The 21,611-nt window shown below is 52.5% G+C and carries 24 protein-coding genes; 7 read left to right on the forward strand and 17 right to left on the reverse strand.

Going from position 1 to position 21,611, the window contains the following annotated elements; all coding sequences use genetic code 11:
• Nucleotides 1–7 precede the first annotated feature (7 nt).
• The 3 genes from ACO0LG_RS16325 to ACO0LG_RS16335 form a co-directional block, all read right to left on the reverse strand.
• Nucleotides 8–166, reverse strand: coding sequence for a hypothetical protein (locus ACO0LG_RS16325; protein WP_423028184.1), 159 nt, complete (start codon nucleotides 164–166; stop codon nucleotides 8–10).
• Between the two features lie 54 nt (nucleotides 167–220).
• Nucleotides 221–625 carry a hypothetical protein gene (locus ACO0LG_RS16330; RefSeq protein WP_423028186.1) on the reverse strand — a complete coding sequence of 135 codons (405 nt, stop codon included), beginning with the start codon at nucleotides 623–625 and terminating at the stop codon, nucleotides 221–223.
• 193 nt (nucleotides 626–818) lie between these two features.
• A complete protein-coding gene (locus tag ACO0LG_RS16335) occupies nucleotides 819–1,280 on the reverse strand; it encodes a cupin domain-containing protein (protein WP_423028188.1) in 462 nt (153 codons plus the stop codon).
• 304 nt (nucleotides 1,281–1,584) lie between these two features.
• Here ACO0LG_RS16335 and ACO0LG_RS16340 point away from each other — a divergent pair, with 304 nt between their 5' ends.
• The 3 genes from ACO0LG_RS16340 (at nucleotide 1,585) to ACO0LG_RS16350 (ending at nucleotide 4,235) form a co-directional block, all read left to right on the forward strand.
• The gene (locus tag ACO0LG_RS16340; RefSeq protein ID WP_423028190.1) at nucleotides 1,585–1,953 is read left to right on the forward strand and encodes a hypothetical protein; all 369 of its coding nucleotides are present in this window, start codon (nucleotides 1,585–1,587) and stop codon (nucleotides 1,951–1,953) included.
• Nucleotides 1,954–2,106: 153 nt separating this feature from the next.
• Nucleotides 2,107–2,811 carry a hypothetical protein gene (locus ACO0LG_RS16345; protein WP_423028192.1) on the forward strand — a complete coding sequence of 235 codons (705 nt, stop codon included), beginning with the start codon at nucleotides 2,107–2,109 and terminating at the stop codon, nucleotides 2,809–2,811.
• A gap of 263 nt (nucleotides 2,812–3,074) precedes the next feature.
• Nucleotides 3,075–4,235 carry an ABC transporter substrate-binding protein gene (locus ACO0LG_RS16350; protein ID WP_423028194.1) on the forward strand — a complete coding sequence of 387 codons (1,161 nt, stop codon included), beginning with the start codon at nucleotides 3,075–3,077 and terminating at the stop codon, nucleotides 4,233–4,235.
• A gap of 46 nt (nucleotides 4,236–4,281) precedes the next feature.
• Here the strand turns inward: ACO0LG_RS16350 and ACO0LG_RS16355 are convergent, their stop codons facing one another.
• From ACO0LG_RS16355 to ACO0LG_RS16375, 5 genes are all read right to left on the reverse strand, one after another.
• Nucleotides 4,282–5,193 (reverse strand): LysR family transcriptional regulator, encoded by a 912-nt coding sequence (locus ACO0LG_RS16355; protein WP_423028196.1) that lies wholly within the window; start codon nucleotides 5,191–5,193, stop codon nucleotides 4,282–4,284.
• Between the two features lie 66 nt (nucleotides 5,194–5,259).
• Complete coding sequence (locus ACO0LG_RS16360) at nucleotides 5,260–5,712, reverse strand: cache domain-containing protein (protein WP_423028198.1); 453 nt, start codon at nucleotides 5,710–5,712, stop codon at nucleotides 5,260–5,262.
• 103 nt (nucleotides 5,713–5,815) lie between these two features.
• Nucleotides 5,816–6,829, reverse strand: coding sequence for a porin (locus tag ACO0LG_RS16365; protein ID WP_423028200.1), 1,014 nt, complete (start codon nucleotides 6,827–6,829; stop codon nucleotides 5,816–5,818).
• Between the two features lie 56 nt (nucleotides 6,830–6,885).
• A complete protein-coding gene (locus ACO0LG_RS16370) occupies nucleotides 6,886–7,905 on the reverse strand; it encodes a succinylglutamate desuccinylase (protein ID WP_423028202.1) in 1,020 nt (339 codons plus the stop codon).
• 86 nt (nucleotides 7,906–7,991) lie between these two features.
• The gene (locus ACO0LG_RS16375) at nucleotides 7,992–9,305 is read right to left on the reverse strand and encodes an MFS transporter (RefSeq protein ID WP_423028204.1); all 1,314 of its coding nucleotides are present in this window, start codon (nucleotides 9,303–9,305) and stop codon (nucleotides 7,992–7,994) included.
• A 511-nt stretch (nucleotides 9,306–9,816) separates the two neighbouring features.
• Here ACO0LG_RS16375 and ACO0LG_RS16380 point away from each other — a divergent pair.
• A complete protein-coding gene (locus ACO0LG_RS16380) occupies nucleotides 9,817–10,416 on the forward strand; it encodes a phosphatase PAP2 family protein (protein WP_423028206.1) in 600 nt (199 codons plus the stop codon).
• A gap of 11 nt (nucleotides 10,417–10,427) precedes the next feature.
• Here ACO0LG_RS16380 and ACO0LG_RS16385 read toward each other — a convergent pair whose 3' ends face one another.
• Together ACO0LG_RS16385 and ACO0LG_RS16390 are read right to left on the reverse strand one after the other, a co-directional pair.
• Complete coding sequence (locus ACO0LG_RS16385) at nucleotides 10,428–10,682, reverse strand: hypothetical protein (RefSeq protein ID WP_423028208.1); 255 nt, start codon at nucleotides 10,680–10,682, stop codon at nucleotides 10,428–10,430.
• Between the two features lie 304 nt (nucleotides 10,683–10,986).
• Entirely contained in the window at nucleotides 10,987–11,430 is a 444-nt protein-coding gene (locus ACO0LG_RS16390) for a hotdog fold domain-containing protein (RefSeq protein ID WP_423028210.1), read from the reverse strand.
• Between the two features lie 194 nt (nucleotides 11,431–11,624).
• Here ACO0LG_RS16390 and ACO0LG_RS16395 point away from each other — a divergent pair, with 194 nt between their 5' ends.
• Nucleotides 11,625–12,251, forward strand: coding sequence for a TetR/AcrR family transcriptional regulator (locus ACO0LG_RS16395; RefSeq protein WP_423028212.1), 627 nt, complete (start codon nucleotides 11,625–11,627; stop codon nucleotides 12,249–12,251).
• A gap of 201 nt (nucleotides 12,252–12,452) precedes the next feature.
• Entirely contained in the window at nucleotides 12,453–12,698 is a 246-nt protein-coding gene (locus ACO0LG_RS16400) for a hypothetical protein (RefSeq protein WP_423028214.1), read from the forward strand.
• Between the two features lie 176 nt (nucleotides 12,699–12,874).
• Here the strand turns inward: ACO0LG_RS16400 and ACO0LG_RS16405 are convergent, their stop codons facing one another.
• Nucleotides 12,875–13,678 carry a polysaccharide deacetylase family protein gene (locus ACO0LG_RS16405; RefSeq protein WP_423028216.1) on the reverse strand — a complete coding sequence of 268 codons (804 nt, stop codon included), beginning with the start codon at nucleotides 13,676–13,678 and terminating at the stop codon, nucleotides 12,875–12,877.
• 513 nt (nucleotides 13,679–14,191) lie between these two features.
• Here ACO0LG_RS16405 and ACO0LG_RS16410 point away from each other — a divergent pair.
• Nucleotides 14,192–14,521 carry a hypothetical protein gene (locus tag ACO0LG_RS16410; protein ID WP_423028218.1) on the forward strand — a complete coding sequence of 110 codons (330 nt, stop codon included), beginning with the start codon at nucleotides 14,192–14,194 and terminating at the stop codon, nucleotides 14,519–14,521.
• A gap of 54 nt (nucleotides 14,522–14,575) precedes the next feature.
• Here ACO0LG_RS16410 and ACO0LG_RS16415 read toward each other — a convergent pair whose 3' ends face one another.
• The 6 genes from ACO0LG_RS16415 to ACO0LG_RS16440 all read right to left on the reverse strand — a co-directional run bounded on the left by ACO0LG_RS16415 (nucleotide 14,576) and on the right by ACO0LG_RS16440 (nucleotide 21,504).
• Nucleotides 14,576–16,024, reverse strand: coding sequence for a hypothetical protein (locus ACO0LG_RS16415; RefSeq protein ID WP_423028219.1), 1,449 nt, complete (start codon nucleotides 16,022–16,024; stop codon nucleotides 14,576–14,578).
• A 129-nt stretch (nucleotides 16,025–16,153) separates the two neighbouring features.
• Entirely contained in the window at nucleotides 16,154–16,513 is a 360-nt protein-coding gene (locus ACO0LG_RS16420) for a hypothetical protein (RefSeq protein ID WP_423028221.1), read from the reverse strand.
• 295 nt (nucleotides 16,514–16,808) lie between these two features.
• A complete protein-coding gene (gene rsgA, locus ACO0LG_RS16425) occupies nucleotides 16,809–17,435 on the reverse strand; it encodes a ribosome small subunit-dependent GTPase A (RefSeq protein WP_423028223.1) in 627 nt (208 codons plus the stop codon).
• On the reverse strand, nucleotides 17,404–17,889 hold the full coding sequence (locus tag ACO0LG_RS16430; RefSeq protein WP_423028225.1) for a hypothetical protein: 486 nt from the start codon (nucleotides 17,887–17,889) through the stop codon (nucleotides 17,404–17,406). The genes rsgA and ACO0LG_RS16430 overlap by 32 nt, the downstream gene beginning before the upstream one ends.
• A gap of 424 nt (nucleotides 17,890–18,313) precedes the next feature.
• Entirely contained in the window at nucleotides 18,314–20,494 is a 2,181-nt protein-coding gene (locus ACO0LG_RS16435) for a DUF4214 domain-containing protein (protein WP_423028227.1), read from the reverse strand.
• 245 nt (nucleotides 20,495–20,739) lie between these two features.
• Entirely contained in the window at nucleotides 20,740–21,504 is a 765-nt protein-coding gene (locus ACO0LG_RS16440; RefSeq protein ID WP_423028229.1) for an SDR family oxidoreductase, read from the reverse strand.
• Nucleotides 21,505–21,611: the final 107 nt, after the last annotated feature.

The raw sequence follows: 21,611 nt of genomic DNA on the forward strand, positions 1-21,611 counted from the left end.
ATGCTCTTTAGAGATAAGAATTGGTGACGTGGTCTATCACCCACTCGTGTTTTGTCATGGTCTCCACATACGTTCTGGCAAGTTCATGTAAATGGTTGCTTGCCTTGATGTCAGACCTGATACTGGCTGCATCCTGTTCTGTAATTGCTGCCTTTACATAATTCATGTTATTTCTCTTGCCGATAAATAGGCTGCAACTGGCTGACACTAAGGCTGAACATCAATTCTTTTCATCATACCGATGACGTCGCAGATATTGTATGAATCCCGGTAGCAGAATGATGAGCAGCAGTATGGATTCACCTGCCGATGCATAGTGCAGTGATTTGCGATCATTCCACGTATAGCTGGCAATCACGAGTACGACTGCCATCAGACTAAAGACGGCGGCATACTTTGCGAAAAAGCCAGGTTTTCTGAATTTACCTTTGCTGACCAGCACCAGGCTCGCCACCAGGCTGATGGCCGCAACCGGGAGTGAAAACAGCACGATAAGCAATCCCAGAAAACCGCTCCAGTCGTCCGCCATGGCAAGGCTGGGCAGGCAGCATGCCAGACCAAATAACACGATTGCTGGCATTGACTTGCGTGGGGTAACTCTGGTTTCAACATCGCATGAAGGCATGGTAGATTTCATTTAAAGTGAGGCGGCAGGTATCAATATAAATAGGTAAATACAGCAGTAGGGTGCGCCGTGCGCACCGTTCAAGTGTCAACTTAACTTGATCACGGAATCGATTTTGGCAAAAAAAACGGTGCGCATGGCGCAACCTACCAATTTTGACACGCTGCTATCAACGAACTACTGTCAGCAACCATCAATCCACAAACACCGTATCCGTCTTGCCCTGAGGCGGGATCTTGATGGCGATGGCTTTGACCGGGCCGTTGCTGACGATGCTGCCAGCATGGGCTGTGCCTTTGGGGATGACGATCAGGCTGCCGGGTTTGAAATCTCTGCGCTCTTTGCCGAGCCACATGCTGCCGCTGCCTTCGATGATGTACTGGATTTCGTCAGTCTGAGGGTGGATGTGCTTGGCAACATTGCCGGATTGTATGCCGACCGTGGCATTGTCCGTGACAACCAGGGCGCGAGCATTCAACTCTGGGTTGCCGGTCTTGGGCAAGTCATCATGTTTGATCGCCAGCAAATCTATGATGCTGGCAGACAGGCCAGGCGCATCGGCGTGGGCGTCGCTGACCGCATGTTGCAACAGGGGTGACGCAACCAGGCCAGCGAAAAAAGCCATTGCAATGGCAGACGTTTTGTTGATGCGCATGATGTCTCCAGATTGTTAATGTCGTGACAATAAGCAGGCGATAAGGGGCAGTTCAGAATGTAAAGTGTGCAATACAATGCTCTGCCGGGCAAGCAATTTTCGTTGTCATGACGGTATTGCCGCGTGTTTGGAGCAATGTCTGTGGTTTCATTTGCTTACCAGCGCAGCCTGCTTGTAATGGTCTGCTACAAATCATTACAAAACCCGGTCAACAGGGTCTTTACGATGGCCGTTATCGACACTACATAACAAGCATGCATTGTGCTTGTCCGCCACATGGTGCGGAATTGATCTGGAGAATAAAATGAAAAAAATTGTACTTGGCCTGACGGTCATTGCTGCCGCTGCCGCGATGACTGGCTGCGTGGTTGCGCCACGCCCTTACTATCATGCGCAACCCCAGCCTGTATATACGCAGCCCGCCTATGCGCCTGGGGTTGTCGTGGTGGAAACTGCACCGCCTGCGCCGTATGCTGAAGTAATTGGTGTCGCACCTAATCCCGACTATGTGTGGATAGGCGGTGCCTGGTTCTGGGAAGGTGGCCGCCATGTCTGGCATCGTGGTTACTGGTCGGCACCGCGCTCTGGTCATTACTGGGTCGGGCATCATTGGGAACAGGTAGGCAATTCCTGGCATTTCAGAGAAGGCTACTGGGCACCGCACCGCCGCTGATCCACGCCTCTCTGTCATTGTGTAAAGCCAATAAACCCATGGCGCCGACTATTGCGCCATGGCTGGTGCTTGTGCTTTAATCCTGCTGACAAAATCTGCATGTCAGCATGCATGTCACCATATTACTTAGCACATTCACTGCACCTGGATTCCATGCCATCCTTCAATATCAATCGCCGCCGCCGCACACTGCTGCTTGGCTCTACGCTGCTCTTGCTGGTCACGACCCCAACTACTGCATCCAGCACTTACCAAAAGCGGCAAATCGATGGCTGGACTCTGATGTTCGACCAAGGTTGGCAGGCGGCAGATGCGGCATCCAGATCTGCCTTTGCCAGCGTCTTGACTGATCAATTGAACAAACTCAGGAAATTGCCTGCCCATGCGCAGAGCAGTTTACGTAGCGTCAGCATCTATGTATCCAGCGGCACTTACCGCGCCTTTGGTGCGCAACATCATCCATCAGCACAGTGGCTGCGTGAGCATGCTTATCCTGTTGAATTTGCTGGCAATATAGAAATCTGTCACTGGAAAGAATTTACGACCATGGTGCGCAGCCAGCCCTATGCACTGTTACATGAAATGGCGCATGCCTACCACTTCCAGCATCCTGAACTGGATGCGTTTATCCTGGGCGCGTATGAAAAGGCCAAAGCCGCCGGACTTTACCGTCAGGTCACGCGTGACCACGGGCCAGAGCTGCAAGAAGCTTATGCCATGAGCAACCACCGCGAATACTTTGCGGAGCTCAGTGAAGCTTACTTTGGCGAGAATGATTTCTACCCCTACCAAAACGCAGACCTAAAACAATATGATGCGCCTGGCTATGCGATGCTGGAAAGAGTCTGGAGAATCTGAGTCGTTTTAGCGCCATAAAGTCAGGGTAACTGCAGTTATCCATGTCCATTCCTAATCAGCAAAAGTGTGTGCCGAATCAGCATGGGCATGCCCTAGTTGCCCCATATACTTTCCAGTAGCCAGAAGCAGCAATGATCTGGCAGGTAAAGAATGCTCTGGCCTGATGTGCAGCGAATTCTGTTTTTATTTCCAGACGGGGCATGCAGAAATCAGAGAAGCTTATTGCTGGTTCTTGCCATGCCATGACATTGCCGGAGTTTGCCGTGCGATCAAGATTCATACTCACGAAAGTCGTGCTGGCTTGCTCTCTACTATGCATCACGAATATTGCAGCACTGGCTGATAATCTGCCAGCAGCAGATATTGTCCTTGGTCAGTCGGCTCCTTTAACTGGCAGTTTCAGTGAACTGGGCAAGGCTTACCGTGACGGTGCTCTGCTGTATTTCGACAAGATAAACCGCCAGGGGGGTATCAACGGACATGCGATCAAACTGCTGACCTTTGATGATGCCTATGTGCCGAAACAGGCAGAAGACAATACCCGCAAACTGATCGCGCAATATCATGTGCTGGCGCTGTTTGGGCACATGTTTACCAATACAGTCAAACTGTCTTTGCCCATCGCCACAGCTGCGCAGGTGCCGTATATAGCACCGTATGCAGGCAATGATGAATTGTATGCGACGACCAACCCGTATCTGTTTATGACGCGTGCGAGTTTTTCTGCCGAGCTCGATACCCTGATAAGACAGTTTTCTGTCATGGGTTTGAAGCGGGTGGCCTTGATACGTTATGACAGTTCGTCTGGTGCTGCGTTGGAAAAGGAACTGGCGGGCAAGGTGCAGGCACTGCAACTGACGCCGTTGGTCAGCACGGTCATCAGCTTGCAATCGGGCGATTTTTCCAAAAACCTGGGTGTGCTGGCAAAGGCACGCCCGGATGCGGTCGTGCTGGGCGTGTCGGGAAAAGATGCGGTCCAGTTCATCCAGCAATTCAACAAGGCGGCGCTGGTCAAACCCATACAGTATTTTGCCCGCAGCCTCATCGCCGGGCACCAGCTGGTGGCCGAGCTGGGTGAAGAAAGCCGTGGCCTGGTCTTGTCGCAGGTCGTGCCGTCGCCCTTCAATGGCAAGACCCAGATTGCCCGCGAATACCAGGCCACGCTCAACACCACGGCCACGCCTGCATTGAAGACCACGCCCAGCCATATTGCGCTGGAGGGTTTTATTGCGGCCAAGGTCATGGCAGAAGCGCTGAAACGGACCAGCAACAAGCTGACGCGGCCTGCTCTGCTCAAGGCACTGGAATCAATGCATGACTGGAATGGCGGTGATTTTCCCATCAATTTCTCTGCTGGCAAACACAATGGCTCCAGTTTTGTGACTGTCACCGTGATTGGTGCGGGCGGACATTTTATTGAATGAAGTGCTGCGAGGAGCAATGTAGCGCAAGGCAGGCTCACAGCCGCGCTTATGCAAGCAAACCAGAATCAGACAACAGGCCTTTCCAGATTTTTTCTACGATGGGATTGGTGCTGCTACGCAAGCGGCACAGGCAAATATCGAAGCTGACACGCATGCTGGCGTCGCCAACGATCATTAAATTGCCTTGCTTCCAGTCATCCAGTATCAGGCGCTGGGGCAACCATGCAAGACCGGTACCGCGCTTGGCCATTTCCAATATCGATTCATAAGAGTCGGCCTGGAACACGGTTTGCAGGGCAAGCTTGCGCGACAATTCCGACAGGTGCCTGGCCAGCACGCCGCGCAAAGTGAGCGAGGTTGAATATGCCAGCCAGGGAGTTGGAGAATTTCCTGAAACAGAGATGCGGAATTTGGGTCGCCCCTGTGCATCTGGTGCGCAGACAGGTACCAGCACTTCGCGTTCCAGCGCCATGGTTTCAAATTGTCGCGGGTCCAGCAGCAGGCGTGTGGCCGGGCTGGAATAGCTGACCACCAGATCAACATCGCCGGCAGATAAATGCTTGATGGCTTCTTGCGCGCCGCTGGTGGTGATAGAGGCAGAAAATGGCCCATAACGCCGGTTCACCGATTCATACCAGTCAGGGAAAAAAGTATTGGCCAGCGTGCGGCCGGTGGCTATTCTGAGGGTGTCGTCCTGGCGGTAAGCGGTATCCTGCACCTGTGCCCTGGTGGCGTTCAGCACATCCAGCGTGTGGATGGCGGCATCGAGAAAAAGCAGGCCTGCCGGCGTCAGCGATACCGGTTGCTGGCGTTCTACCAGGCTGGCACCGACCCATTCTTCCAGCGCGCGTATGCGCCGCCCAAATGCAGGGTGGGTCACAAAACGGTTTTCAGCCGCCCGCGAAAAACTGCGCGTGCGCGCCAGCTCGACAAAATCTTCCAGCCATGTCAGTTGCATGTTGATGCCCCCTGGGTAGCAATCCGTTATGGCATGTTGATGGTGAACCCATTTAGCTTACTTAGCTTACTTGCCTTTGTAGATCCCCGCTTCCAATATCATATCGCCGCTGCGTACGAAATAGGTTGCTTTCTTTTCCAACTCCTTGGTTTCAGGATTATTGTAGCGATAATCCACCCAGCCCTTGCCCTTGCTTTTGGCGATATCGATGATTTCTTTTCTATAGAATTTGCCGTCTGCATCCGCAAAGACCACCATGTTCTTGCCCACGACTCGCGGGTTCATGGGATGCGCGATGGTGGTGCCATCCATGGCGCGCAGGGCAAGATAGACATTGCCTTTGATGAAAGCCGGGTTTTTGCTATTGACTTCCTTAATCAGGGCATCTTTGCCGTGCGCATCGATGTACGCCAGGCCTTTGTTAACAATGGCGATGGCATCTTCTGGTGCATCTGCTGCAATAGCAGGGATGAAGCAAACCATTAGCAAGGATAAGGTGAGTAATTTTAGCGTTTTCATGATCATATTCCTTGGAAATTTTATCGGACAGGGGGAGGGCTGGAACGCCAGGGATAACAGGAACACCAGGGCAGACTCATATCACTCTGCCCGGCAGGAATATTCAAAAGTAGTGACGGATGCCCATATTCAAAACCTTGTCCGTCGCGCCACCGATCAGCACCTTGTATTTGGCCGCACCGTCATTGCGGATCTGCCCATAACTGGTGTACAGCGCCGTGCGTTTTGACAAGTCATGGATATAGCCTATCGCCACTTGCGTTGCGTCCGCATTCGCCACCGCCTTGTCGGTCTTGCGGATGTAGGAAAACACCACAGTACCCGCTTCGCCCGCCTTAGCACGCACGCCCAGCAGCAAGTCGCGTTGATCAAGCGGGCTCGCGGTGCCCAGTATCACGCCTTTTTCCCAACCATAGGCGGCATACAGAGTAGCCCAGTCGATTTGCACATTGCCGCCCACCAGGGTCATTTTGGTGGCATTGGTGTCAGTTGCGTTCCTGATGTTCTGGTGCGTGATGACGACATCTACAGGCCCGGCCTGGTAACCGGCAAAGCCAGCAAGGGTGCGGTTGGCGCTGTTGTTGCCCGCCACTTCACCGGCGCCATATTGCAATTCACCACGCAGGCCATTGGCGGCGTAACTATAGGTCAGCAGGTTGTCGGTACGGCTGCCGTTAAAGCTGATCAGGCGCGAAGAATCACCCGCCATGCCGATGCGAAAAGGATCAAACGTCGCATTGTTGGCATACACAGGATTCACCTGGCGGCCCATGCGCACTGCACCAAACGCACCGGTGAGACCAACAAAGACCTGGCGGTTGAACAGCCTGGCCGCGTCTGACTGCGCACCGGTATCGACATTGAAGCCGCTTTCGAGCAGGAAGATGGCGTTCAGGCCATTGCCCAGGTCTTCTGTCCCTTTAAAACCAAGGCGGCTGCTGTTGAGGATGCCGCTGTCCATGCGGGTAACGGTGGTGCTGCCATTGTTTTCATAGACGATGCCAGCGTCAACGACGCCATACACGGTGACATTCGATTGTGCCTGCGCCAGGCCCGTAGTTGCCATGACTGACATGGCAGACAGTAAAGTGGCGATGCTCAAGAGTGGGGTTTTCATGATAAGTCCTTGCAAGGTTTTAATGGAAGAAGCGGGTAAATCAATCAGGTAAAAAATCAGGCATGTTCATCGCTGTCTGCATGGCTATACGCTATGTGCTTTGCCAGCCGCATGACGGTGACATTTGGCCCCAGATGTCGCAATGAAGGCTGGATGATGACGCAATCGTCATATGGCGTGACGATGTCGGTGCCATTGTCTGTGGCTATCGTGGTGCCGGCGGTTTTGATCAGTTCCAGCCCACGAAAATCGCGGCTGAATGCAAAGTCCATGGTCTTGGCGACGACCGGTTGCGTGACTTGCAAAAAACGCTGTGTAACCGGGTAAGCCAGTTTCAAAAAATGCGACAGACTCATGATGTCCGTGACACCGGTGGCTGCCAGAAAACGGCTGGCCGTGTCCAGCGCCACATCGCGGCTGCGTGCAGAAAAATGCTGGCCTGTTTCTACCAGCAAGGCATTCTTGGGGCTGTTGACATCGCCAAAGCCGCCATAGTCACGCATGCGCTTGCCGTTCGGGTGACCTGCATCCGCAATCACATTGGTCGGCACGCCAATTTGCGCGGCAAAGCGCAAGCCTTTGTCCAGCGGACCGCTCATCATCAGCGGTGGAGATTCTTCATGCATGGAATGGATGTCGAGCAGGTAGTCGACGCTGTCGATGAAGGGGCGCAGCGCGCGGGCGCGGCGCAATTCTGCACTGTCATCCTTGCCGCCCTTGCCATCGAGCCTGGCTGCTGACCAGACACGGTTCATGTCTTCATCAATGTAGCGGGTCGCATCGGGCTTGTTGATGTCAAACTTCAGGTAGGCATCGACATTGGCAAAGCCCAGCGTGATGCGACCCTGTAAAGGCTTGGGTCGCATCTGCAACAGGGCATCAACAGCAATCGCGCCGCTGACTTCATTGCCATGTGTGAGCGCCATCACCATCACATGCGGGCCAGCGATGCCGCTGTCAAAAGTGTGGATGTAATCAACGCCGGTATTGCTTTTCTGCCATCTGGAAATGTCAGGGAAATCGACCTCGATAGGATAAACAGGTAATCCGGCACGAATCTGATCCAGGGTTTTCATGTAAATAATTCCAAAAAAAGACAAAGAGTGACCCAGCCTGCCATGCAGGAGAGCGGTAAATTTGGGGGAGTTAGTAAGAGGGAGTGTTAGCTTTGCGGCCTGCGCTTCATGCGACGACCAAGCGCCAGCACGGCGATGACGCTAATGGCCGATGTCGCCATGACATAAAAACTGGGGGCCATCTTGTTGTCGGTGGCAGAGATCATCCAGGTCACCAGCAGTGGCGCAAAACCGCCAAAGATGGTGACAGAGAAGTTATAGCTCAAGGCCAGACCAGTACCGCGTGATGCGGTCGGGAAGATGTCCGACAGCATTGCCGGTATCGGGCCCAGACAGGCAGCGATCAATAAGCCGACCAGAAACTGCGCGGCGATCAGCGTCGTGACTGTTGGCCAGGTATTCAATATCAAAAACAGCGGATAAGACGTCAGGCCGATCAGCATCAGGGCAATTGACAACACCCGGAAGCGGCCAAAGCGGTCAGACATCGCACCAAAGATAGGGGCAGTAATCATCAGCACCACACCAGTGATCATCGCGCCTAAAAATGAAGACGTGGCGGGTATGTGCAATTGCTTCAAGGCGTAAGTGGGCATGTACAGCTTGTGCACATAGTTGAATGCCGTCGCACCCGACACCACGCCTATGCCCAGCAGCAGGTTGGTGGTTTCATGCAGCAGCACGGTGCGCAGGGGTGAGCGTTCTACCTTGACAGCTTTTACTTTTTTGAACTCTGGCGTTTCGTCAATCTGGTTGCGTATATACAGCCCCACTGGCCCGACCAATAAGCCAAAGGCAAAGGCCAGACGCCAGCCCCAGTCACTCAACTGCGCATCCGTCAGCGTGTAACTGAGCAGCGCACTGACGCCGGCAGCCAGCACCGTCGCCAGCCCTTGGGTAGATAACTGCCAGCTGGCGAAAAAGCCACGGCGTTTGCCATCCGCATGTTCCACCATATAGGCCGTGGCAGCACCAAATTCACCGCCGGTAGAAAACCCCTGCAACATGCGCGCCACGATAATGATGATGGGCGAGGCGATGCCTATCTGTGCATAGGTTGGTGCAAAGGCGATCATGCCTGTGCCTATCATCATGATGGTGATCGACAGGGTCAGCGAAGGCTTGCGGCCGGCACGGTCAGCATACGACCCCAACATGATGGCACCCAGCGGGCGCATGACAAATGAAATACCAAAGGTACCGACGCTGAGCAACAAAGATGTGGTTTCACTGTCTGCCGGAAAAAACAGTTTGCCGATGATGATGGCGAAATAGCCATAGATCAGCAGGTCATAGAATTCCAGCGCATTGCCAATGCTGGCGGCGCAGATTTCTTTCCACGGCTGGCGCGGTGCGGTGATGTTGGGTTCAACAGCAAGGGATTGCAGTTGTGCTGACATAGACAGACTCCAGTATTTTTATCAGGTTTCATCAGTATGGGGGATACCGCGAAACACATTTAATAAAGTCAAAAAAACTTGCTGGCTTATACATCCTGCATCGTAACAAGCAAATTTCTCTGGGCTTGACCGAGTATAGTTTTGCGCCAAATTCGCCTCTGTGCCGTTTCAGCACCACATCGTGCTTTCTTGTGCAATGCAGGATTTTTCATCAGTGTGAAGCAATGTAAAAACTGCTTAGTGACCCCCTAAGATCTAGAGTGAAAAAATGCCTTTGTAAAATCTGGGTGAAGAGATTTGTCCCTAAAAATCTGATCAACTTCACGTTGTATAAGTGATGACAAAATTAGCGAGGAATTGTGGTTTTTCATCCAAAGAAAAAATCTCGTTTTAGCCGCAACATAGTCTGCACTTTATTTCTTGCCTAATTATTCACATAGACTCCCCCACGTACTCCCCGCTTAATAATGTCATATACAATTCATGCATAAACCCGTATTGGAGGCAACTGATGAACGCACTGGAAGTATTGAACCGTAGCCTGTTTTTGCAATTGAATGCCGGTGTACAGACTGGCGCTGGTGTGATCAGCACCGCAACGTTTATAGCCGATGTGTTGATTTACCTGATTCCGCTGGCACTTGTAGTTGTCTGGTTATGGCAGCCTGAGCGCCGTCAACTGGCACTCAGGGCTTGTCTGGTCTGTTGTATTGCTCTTGGCATAGGCCAGTTGCTGGCTTTGTTCTGGCCGCATCCCCGTCCCTTCATGATAGGTCTGGGACACACCTGGATACCTCACGCGGCCGATGCCTCTTTCCCCAGCGAGCATGGCATTGTCTTTGCCAGCATGGCTTGCAGCCTGTTGCTAACGGGTGAGCTGGCCCTGGGTGTACTGACTGCTATCATGGGTATTGCTGTGGCATGGTCAAGAATCTTCCTGGGCGTGCATTTTCCGCTGGATATGCTGGGTGCACTTGGGGTATCGCTGTTGGCCTATTTGTTGCTGTCGCCCGTGTGGACAAGATGGGCGAGCCCGTTCATGCAGGCGGCGGAAAAACTTTACCGCTATCTGCTCGCCCGGCCTATTGCCAAAGGATGGATCAGGGCGTAGTCCCGTCTTGATCAGCGATTGAAATAGACCACAGATGCAACAGCAACACCTATCCAGAACAAAAGACCAATAAAAATGGTCAGATTGGTGCTCAAGATCAGGCCTTTGCTGTCGCGCCAGTAATAGGATTTCCCAGCCGGTGTTTCGCCCTTGAAACCTTCACCGCGCATCATGCCCAAAGTCAGGGCAGGAATCAGCACGCGACCTGTGCCATAAAGGATCACTTGAAACAGGATTTCGAAAAAGAATCCCAGTATGAAGTCCATGAGGAATGTCCAATAGAGGGAGTATGGCCAAACACAGGTCAAAGAGATCGTCTTGTGCAGATGACGTATCATAAGCCAGTTTAACAGAGTAAGCCTGAATGCCGGATACTGATGCGTGCATATGCTGTTATTAGCATAGCTGTACAGCTAATAGTGTGCAACATCCGCGGCACTCAATTTTCCTTCGACATTGACAAGCCATGCGGGCCCTACATCATGGCAATGATGTGTGGCTCCGGCGTTGTACAGGAGAGTCACGCGTGAGGCACGGCGGTTCGGGGGAAGCTCACTTCCCCCGCTCTGCTTACGCCGTCAGCTTCACATTCATGGTAATGCGCGCGGTGAATACCTTGACGCCGTCGACATCGATCACATCCACGGCAACGATCTTGTCGCCTGCGGTGCTCCAGTCCAGGTTGCTGCCATCTGCCACGGCGGTGACATCTGTCTTTGCCTTTGCCAGGTATTCCACTGTCATGCCTTTTGGTATCCAGCGTGCGCCTGCGGGAATGGATACATCCGTCATCGTGCCCGCCACCAGCTCAGCAGCATTGCACAAGGCGATGGCATGGATGGTGCCCAAGTGGTTGGTGATCTCAAGGCGGAAGGGAACGCTGGCGGATGCATAGCCGGGGCACAACTCAGTCAGCGTGGGATGGATGGTGCTGAAGTAAGGGGCCATCTGGCACACCATTTTGCTGAACTGCTCTGGGCCGCTTGACTTGAATATCTCTAATGCCTGACTCATTTTTGTCCCCTGACGTGAATATGAAAAATCTAAAAATAGAATAATATTCTGAAATAGAACTAAATTCTGTTTAAGAATACTATTCTAGAACATTTTTCTGTGTCAAGTGGTTTACTCGCGGGCGAGCTGCGGTATCATCGGCATCAAATGGTCACGTTGATTGGCCTTCATACTCATTTTCAGGCAGCATAGACTTGGCAACTGCAGACGTACTTGAACGCAATTACCCCGGCAGGCGCGCGCAGTTAAAGCGCGATATCCTGCTGGGTGCACTCGCCTGTTTTAATGAACACGGCCTGGACCTGACCACGATAGAAATCATCAAGCAGCATTGCGACACCAGTGTCGGCAATATCTATCATCACTTTGGCAGCAAAGAAGGCCTGGTGGCCGCACTGTTCTTTAGCGCACTTGAAGACCAGGCGCGTCTGCTGGCAGACTATCTGGGCAAGGCCCAGACCCCGCAAGAAGGCGTGGCTGCCATCGTGTGCGCCTACGTCGATTGGGTGACTGAGCAGCCAGAGTTGGCGCGCTTCCAGTACCAGGCACGCGCAGCGGTTGCCAAGGGGCCGCAGGCCGATGAACTGGCAAGTCGTAACCGCACTCGCAATAAAAACATGCACGTCTGGTGGGTCGCACCCGGCAGGCGTGATTTGATCAAGCACATACCAGATGATTTGCTGCCATCGCTATTGATAGGCCAGGCAGAAAACTATTGCCGCGCCTGGTTGTCTGGCCGGGTAAATACTTCACCCAAAAAATACCGTGAGCACCTGACGCAGGCGGCGTGGAATTCTTTGACGCCCTTGGCCTCTAATTGACTTGAAGAGAAGGCGTTTGACATCTTCTTTATTTGCTTTGGTTTTGGTATGTGCTGTATGTATACCAATTGTGTATTGCAAACACGGGCACAGGCGTCGTGCGAAATCTAGTGCAGTCCAGGTAGTTTGACGCCCTGCATGCGTGCGATCACGCAAGCTAATCGCACCTACGCACTATCGGTTTTAGGGAGTTCGATAGCGATGGAAATCAAAGAAGAAGTTCATCGCGACAGGTATTGTATGGTCATCTTCGATATTGGTCCTTCATTTGAGCGAGTGTTTTTTGAGATTCGGCAAATGACTGGAAAAAGTTTCAAGAAAGTCGCGGAACTGCTGAAACAGCCACGCCCAATAGTGGAAGTTGCCACGAAGCGAGAGCTTATGCGTCGATCAATGCCTTTGACGAAAGCAGGGGCGAAAGTCGTGTTTGAGCTTGCACCTGAATAGCCTGCGTAAAAACGATCAGCGTCGTAGGGTGCGTTGTAACGCACCATTTATTTAGCAATCTCTAAAGCGGAAAAGTTGGGCGATGTCCGTTTTACTTTGCGTAAAATCGGTGCGTTGAAACGCACCCTACAAAAACCTCTGATTCTCTGCCTCAGAAGACGAAGGCTGAAACCAACTCAATTCGCCAAAGCCAGACTGCGCTTCGTGTTCTGCTGTTTTTGCAAATCCACTCTCTGCAACTCCACCTGATCCAGCCGCACAAACACAAAGCCTTGTTTCAATGTCTCTTCCAGCGCTACTGCCAAACCTTCCGCAGAATCAGAGGCTGGCTTGTTCATGTGGGCGATGATGACATCACCAGCCTGCAGGCGTTTGAATTGTTTGATGATGGCGTGCTTGCGCAGGGTCGCGCCCTGGTCGGCGTTCAGGGAGAAACCAGCGATCTTGTAACCCATACGTTTGATTTCATCCATGGCTTGCGGGTCATATTTTGCGCTGGCACCGCGGTACCATTGAGGGGTGGTGCCCATGGCGCTGGTGATAGCTTTGGCACCTTCGGTGACTTCACGCTGCAGGCTGGCGATGTCGGGTTCACCTGCCATCCCATAGACTTTTTTGCCTGGGCCTATGATGGCGGGGATGTGTTTTTCGCCGTGGTCTTCAACATCAAACAAATCAAGATTGGTCTTGATGATGGCAACGCCTTGCGGGTTCTTGTCCAGCCATTTCTTGGTTACAAAAATGGTGGCGGGGATGCGCTTGCGTATCAGAAAATCGAGCAACTCAGCATCAAACTTGCCCGAACAGGCGTCTAGTGTCAGCGCTATTTTCTTGCCAGTGAAGGCAGGCGTAGCGATGCGGGTATGCACTTCGACAGGCATGGCTTGCAATGCTGGCGTCACCAGGGCGGTGCTGAGCAAGCTTGCCAGCAACGGAAGTTGGGGTAAATAGTAAGATAAATTAGCGCGGCAAAATTTCATGTCAAATAAGCTTAATTATTCTATAAGCCGCGAGTATAAGCAGTTACAGTGTGGATGCAGCTTTAATTACATTTGGTAAAACCCGGTGGAAATGAAAGTGTGTGTGTGCCAGCGTACAGACTTGCGTGCCTGAGGTATTTAGAATGTCTTTACGTTGCAAAGAACTGCATCACCTGGCAGATAGCCAGGGAGCAGTAATCAGCACGGCTTACATAACATGTCATCCTGGGATATAGATTCACTTTACAGATAGTAAGGGCGTTTATTCCGGCTAGGGTGACTTTAAAAGAACCTGCCACTGGCAGGTTTTTTTTCGTTCTGCATTCTTGCCTACATTCTTGCCTACATTCGTGCCTGCATTGATGCCAGTATACATGAAGACAGATAAGTAACGGCTTCCAGGCGGTTCAGCAGACATGCAAAGAACCTGGCTTTGCATTGCCTGTTTGACAAAGCAATTGATATGTCTTAGGGTAGTGCTTCTTTATTTCTTTGTGATGACGTGATCAAAAAATGAAATCCACATTTGTCTTGCTCAGTATGCTGGCAGCCTTGTCGGCAAATATTCCCGCCGTTGCAGCACCCGATACTAATAGCAGTAGCGTCAAGGTAGACGGTGATACCAAAGTCTCGACCATCGATGGCGTGGCAGGCATTGCCAATGAAAGCGGCAATATCCTTGAACTCAAGAATGGTGAACTCAGCCTCAATGGTACCGTTGTCTATAAAAAGAAGGGCGTGTTGAAAGTGCGGCTGGTGCATAAGGATGCGACATTCAGCCTGACTGTCGATGGAAAGAACGTGCCGCTGCCAAACATTAAACCTGCACCTGCATTGACTTGACAGCAGGTCAGCGCTGGCGGGCAGCAGGCAACTGATGGGCCTTTGTTACTGCTCTTACCTTGGCATGCCAGGGCAAGTCTCAGGCACCTTGCGCCTTTTAAAAAATGTGACGAGCGCCTGATTCTCGGCGCGGATGGCACGTACATACAGTTGATCGCCATTGTTGTCGTCACTGTCGTCGCCCTTGTTACTGGCCTCTGGGCAGATAAAATCGCGCAACTGCTGATCGTCAAGGCGGTCAAGCACGCCCAATACTGCAGGTGATGTTTGGGCATATACGTCGATGAGGCCCTGGCCGCCGCGGTTAAGCTCGCGTATATTGCTGCTGCTCTTGATCAGGTAGGCCAGCAATCCAGCACCGCCATCCCTGGCTGCTGACAGGCCGCCTTTAAGCGGCAGCCTCTCTGCCAGTGATGCTGCTTCCTTGCTATTCATTTCACGCAGGTGTGGCTGTATGCGTTTCTGGACTGCTTCGTTGTACGCTATTGGCCCCGCATCGGCATAGCCAAATCTTTGCAGGGTCCAGATTTGCTGCGGCGACAGCATGCTATCATTCTCAGGGATGGCGTAGGGGTCAACACCGGCATCCAAAGCAAACAGGATGACATCGACCTTGCCGCTTTCCATGGCGATAGTCAACAGCGAGCGGTCATTCGCGACGACTTTCATATCGACACCATGCGCCTGCAAATAGCGCAAAACAGTCAACAGGCGATCTGTGTCTTTGGTGTCTATGTTGCCTGTCGTGTCTGTGACTTGCCCGTCGTTCAGAATATCCCACCACGCTGGCGCAACTTTAGCTGCATCAGGGACATAAGCATATTTAGGTGAAGTGCAGGCGAGTGACAGCTTTTGCTCGACAAATACATCCAGCAAAATGGTATTCATGCTCTGCAAGACCAGGGGCAGGTAAGTGCAGTAGGTGCGCCCATCCTTGTCATTGCTCACTGCATCCTGCAACAGGATGCGCAATGCCTGTGCATCGGCTTGCGGCAGCACACATTCAGTCAAGGCGCGTAACTTGTTTTCTATTTGATGGCGGCCTGAGGCCAGTTCTGATTGCAGCAAGGCATGATTACCCTCACAAGCATTGATGCGCAAAAAATTATGCTGCCAGGCGTCTTCTTCTACACTGGCGATGTGTGCCGCATCCTGCTCTTGCTGGTAATGCTTGATTTCATGCGCAACATAACCCATGCCCATGCTGCCCGCCATGCACAGCGGGAAAACCAGCACAGGCGTCACCAGCATGGCGAGCAAACGCGGCAATAAACTGATCTTTAATTTGACCAGCACCACGACCATGGCAATCAGGCTGACCACCGCACTGCCAATGGCGGCATAGATCAGCTCCTCGAGATTGGATGTGGGTGAAAAAGCAAAGGCCGGGCTGGTAAACCAGAAACAGAATAGTGCGAAAAACAGGCGGGTCAGTTTTACAATGCCAGGCATGCCATGTACAGGATGCAAGTGAGAGGGGACGTGATCTTTTTTACTGGTCAAGGTAATGTCTGCTTTTTTTCTGAACTAATGTCAACAACTGATGCCATCAACAACCCAGGCGGATTGTTGATGGCTATAGTGACTATAGCACGATGCAGGCTGCACCTTAAAAAAGCCGTATCGCTCCCGTCAGGCAGTAAAGCTATGGATAAGCTCAATCTCGCCAACAATATTGGCATTCATGAGATCGACATCTTCTGCCGGTATCCACCACTCGGTATGTATGGCACCACCCACGGTCTGGACAGGGTAATTGTCCATGAAACTCTTGCTGACTTCAAAGCGTGTGACATAGCCAGCACCGCTTGCCGGCACATTCCATTCTTTGGCAATCTGTATCGCATACTCTGCATTTGTCACCGGGTAAAAGATAGGTTGCTCAGGCAGACGGGGCGGCCATTTCTTGTTACCGCTGTCGCGCACCAGTGCCAGCTCTTCAGGGCCGGTAGGGCGGTAGAGTGTGACGGTGGTGATGTTGTGTGTGGACATGATGCGCTCGATTTGGGTTGTAAGGTCCATACTATAAATTACTTATATTTAAATTGCAACTAACTTGGTTGTGGATTTTATTTAAGATGCGATCCCGGGATGGCAAAGCCATTCAAGCGTTGCAGACCGCATTCCACAATTTACCGGATGTGCGGGCTGCGGTACGCCGCTGGAGTGCCATTCCAGTGGCCCCCATCTTGCGTCATAACATGTTCATCACTCTTGTATGATGGACAGAACGTATCCAAAACGCATCCACACCGCATTCCAAACACATCTCAGGCCTATCCCAAAATTAGCCCCGCTTCATCCTGTTCTTCTCCTTCACTGAGCGCATCAAGACCTTCCATCTTGATCTTGCTGCTATCCGTTCCAGCGGGGTTTGCTGGTGGCGGCGGGTTTCGCGTTGCAGTTTCTGGAAGTTACTGAGCCTGTCTGCATCGACGCTATCGCGCACGGCGCAGCCGGGTTCGCTCTGGTGGCTGCAGTCACGGAACTGGCATGCTGCGGCGAGTGCATCAATGTCGGCAAAGCTGGCACTGAGTTCCTGCTCGTCGAGATTGAGTTGCAGGGTGCGTAGGCCGGGGGTGTCGATGATGCAGGCACCGCCGGGGCACAGGTGCAGCGAGCGCGCGGTGGTGGTGTGCTGGCCGCGGCCATCGCTGGTGCGCACCGCACCGGTATCTTGCGCGCTGCTTGCCAGGGTATTGGTCAGCGTCGATTTGCCCGCGCCGGATGAACCGAGCAAGATCAGAGTCTGGCCTGCCGCCATCCATGGTGCCAGCAAGTCTGCTGTCGTGCTGCTCTGGCCGTTGACGGCAAGCACAGGCACACTGGCAGACAGGCGTTGTTCCACCTCGGCCAGGCGTGCCTGCGCATCTTCGTGCACATCAGCCTTGGTCAGCACAATGACGGGAGCCACCCCGGCAGCCCTGCACCAGTGCCAGGTAACGTTCCAGCCTGCGCAGCTTGAAATCGCTGTCCAGGCCCATGACGAGCAGGGCGGTATCGACGTTGCTGGCCAGGGCTTGCAGGCGGCCTTCATTATTACGGCGCGCCAGATGCGTGAATGGCGGCATGCTGGCGATGAACCTGTAGCCAGCGCCGATATCGCCACTATTGCTCAGCAGGCCCCAGTCGCCAACGGCCAGGTTGCTGTCATCTGCCGCCAGCTCATGCAAGAGACGTGGCAAGGCGCGCACCTGCATGCTCTGGCTGCCATTGTGGACGACCAGGCTGTCGCGGTGTACTTCGGTAATACGTGCCATTTGCAAACTGGCATCGTCGTCATTTTCTGCTGCGAGTGCGTGCAGTTGGTTGGCGATAGCCGGTGTCAGGCCGATCAGGCGCAGGGATGCGAAATCAACATTGATCATGATAAGTGTGTCTGTCCATATTCATGGGCGTGCATCGTTTTGGATACACTAAACCATCCTGCAGGCAAGGCAAATGCGACAAATGGCCGGGACGTGCAGGAACGAAAAAAGAAAATGGAAGTCGGCGCGCGATCAGACGCGCATCAGCACACTAGCGATGAATTTTTGAGACGCCAGAAGACGATGTAGGCAGCGATGTGGACAGATCAGGCAGCCGACAAGAGGGCAATATCCGTGGTTCTCATGATGTTGTCTCCTGTGGTGGTTGATGGAAGCTGTAGTGTGCCAGTAGTGGGCCGGGGCGTCAAGGGGAAGTGATTGGACAGGATTCTGGAAACAGAAGGCAGGGAGAGTCATGTACCTGCATAGAAAATCACACCTTAATCACATCATAATCACACTCCAAACTTACTTCAGTCATACTTTACAACGCATAGTCGAGAATATCCGCGGCAGTAAATTGGCTCGCACCAACCAGCTTGACGATGATATCTGTGCGATCGACTGTGTTGGCCGTTGCTGACGTGTGTTGGTACAGGTAGGTACCAGCAGCCTCTCCATTACCAACGGTAATCAGATATGCCTGTCCTGCAGTTGCCGACAGCGACTGTCCCGCTCCCGCTGCACTGCTGGCAATATTGCTGGCAAGGCTGGAAAAGTCAGAATTGCCTATACTGATTTTACTTAGCGATGTCGCTTTCGTGCCTGTTGAAAACCGGTCGCTGCCAGCTACATTGAAATTGCTGATAGTGCACAGTGCAGTCTTGATGGTTTCCATCGTAGAGAACTTGATTTCCAGAATGTCGTTCCCGCCACCGGTTTGTGCAAGTTTGATGTTACTGGGGGTGTTACTGCCGGTCATGTAGTTGAATTTCCCAGTCTTGCCTTCGGCTTCTATCACATTTACCAATCCACCGTTACCAAATATCCATATGCTAGAGCCCGGCTGAATCATATTGACTGTGTTTGAACTATGCGATGAGTTGGCGCTGAAACTCAAGGTACCAGTACTGGCATGATTGATGGTGACTGCACCTGTTCCCATGACTTCGTAAAAGCCGACAAGATTGCTGCCAGCCGTAGTCAGGCTGATGTCGCCGGATGTACCCATTTCATAGAAAAAGGCGTTGGCCTTGTTGCCCGCACCCGTGATATCAAAACTACCGGCACCCGCGAATTTGATCGTGCCACCTGCACCATTGCTCATGTCAAGTTTGGTAGGAGCGGCGCTGTAGATCGAGTGATCCTCGGAATTGGTATCCTTGACCGTCAGCGTACTGCCCTTATCATACAGATCAATGCTGGAGAATTGGCTGTTCTCGACCGTAAATTTACTATTGCCTGACAGTGTCAGCCCATATGCCTTGACGCCACTGATACTCACGTTTTGCCCACCCTTGGCAGCGATAGTGACATTTTTACTGCTAGACAGGCTGATGGAGAGATCGCGCGAAGGCGTAATGTCCAGGTAAGTGTCATCGGTTCCGCGCAGGATGATTTTGTTGAGGCCTGTCATATTGACACGATCCAGTGTGAAGCCATTGCCATCTGCAAGATCCAGTACATGCTCACCTGTGCCAGTATTGCTGAAATTGAAGCTCGCGCCCTTGAGGTTGGCAATGCTGCTTTTGACGACAGAGCTAGCCTGCGCACTGGCCTGCTTCACAATCTGGTTGATGCCGCCCAGGGTGACCGTGGAAGTGCCACTCTGATTGTTCAGGTTCACAGTCTGGCCTGAGAGGTTGCCAAGCACGATATTGTCACCGCCGCTGATGCGATTGGCATTGATCGTCGTGAAGCTGCTCAGGAAAGCGTTGCCCGCATTGCTGGTATCTGCACCAGCTTGCAGGTTCAAGGTCTGCACGCCTGTTACAACCGCACTGCTGTGCGAGACTGGCGTAAAAAAGCTGTTGACGTTGAGCGCCACTGCCGCGCCGTTACCTGTCAGTTTGGTATTCGATGCCAGCAACTGGCTATCGTCTGCGGTGAAATAAAAATCCCCAGACTTGCTACCAATATTGTTCTGACCCGCCAGCACAGGTACCAGCACCGCGCCAGTCAGTTTGTCATTGCCATAAGCGGCACTGGCCGTTAATTTTTCCGTCATGCTGCCCAGGTTGTTGATGGCATCAATACCGCTGGGAATATCTATCACTGGGGCCAGCCAGCTCTTGGCCGTGTTGAATGCCGCGCCACCCAGGTTATAAGCGTAATCTGCCAGGGGATCAGCGACCAGTTTTTTGGTAAATGCAATTGCCGCCGCATTTTTGGACTGTACCGCCATCTGGTCTGCACCTGTGGCACCATTCAAAATCGCAATCGCTGCCGCACCGATGCTGATCTTGCCGGATTTGATCTGGCCACTCCAGTAAGTCAGACCATCAGCGTCAGCCTTATGGTTGAACAGATTGTTGTACAGGGCATTGATGGTTTGTTCTGCCGTGAACCCGGCAAAGGCAGTGGCATATTCTTTTTGTTCAGAAAAGCTTTGCGCAATTTGCAAGATACTCAGGTTCGCATCCTTCCAGTAAGCCAGCCCCGCCTTGTCGGCAGGACGGTTGAAATAAGCGATGTACAAATTCTGGATCTCGACTTCGGTAGCCATGTAAAAACCTTGTTGCTAAGCGGGAGTGGGGGCAATGCCTTGCCATAAGAGTCAGCATCATCGCAAAAAAACAGGAACTTGTATATATGCAAATGCAAGCAAGGTAAGTGGGATGAGTAGGAGGCACCGCGCGCACCGTTGCAGGTGTAAGCAAAGATAAAATGGTGTGCGCGGTGCACCCTACCTGTGGAATGTTAGCAGATGAGTTTTAGCACACGAATTTCAGAATGTTTAAGCTTCCAGACTCAAGTTCTGTTCACCGACACCCCGCCATCCACCAGCATCGCCGTTCCCGTCATGAATGAAGATGCATTTGAGGCCAGGAAAAGTGCTGCCTGCGCAATTTCTTCCGGCTGTGCCAGACGCTTTAGCGCATGCAGGCTGGCGACCTGGGCCATGGCCTCAGCAGTGTGGTTCATCTGGTGCGCCATCGGCGTTTCTGTACCGCCTGGCAAAATCGCATTGACGCGTATGCCTTGCGCACCAAATTCGGTTGCCAGTACCTGCGTCAAGCCATTCAACCCCGCCTTGCTGGCGGCATAGGCGACAACACCGGGAAAGCCAACCGTATGGCCGACAAAGGTGGATGTAAAAATCAGGCTGCCACCACCACGCTTGAGCATGGCAGGGATTTGATATTTCGCGCCAAAGAATGCGCTATTCAAATTGGTGTCCAGCGTATCTTGCCAGCCTGCGGCAGACACTTGTGGCGTCGCCCCCATTTCACCCATTGTCCCCGCATTGTTGAAAGCAATGTCCAGGCCACCAAATTCACTGATGGCAACATCAACCAGGGTTTGTGCATACGCTTCTTGCCTCACATCACCGGCGATGCCAGCCGCACGGCCACCTGCTTGCCGTATTTGCGCCACCAGGCTATCAAGCTCGGTCTGCCGCCGCGCACCGGCAATGACTGTTGCACCTTCGCTTGCGAACAGCAACGCTGCTGCGCGGCCTATGCCAGAACTGGCACCGGTGATGATGGCGACTTTATTGCTGAGAGCTTTCATGTTTTCCTCTTCATGGTGTTGTGGTGTTGTGGTGTTGGGGTATTGAATAAGAGACGGCAGTATTGATGTTGCGGCGATTACCGTCTCGCCAGAATCGGACGAGGGAT

This window comes from Undibacterium sp. Ji42W (assembly GCF_049340405.1).
Lineage (GTDB): Bacteria > Pseudomonadota > Gammaproteobacteria > Burkholderiales > Burkholderiaceae_D > Undibacterium.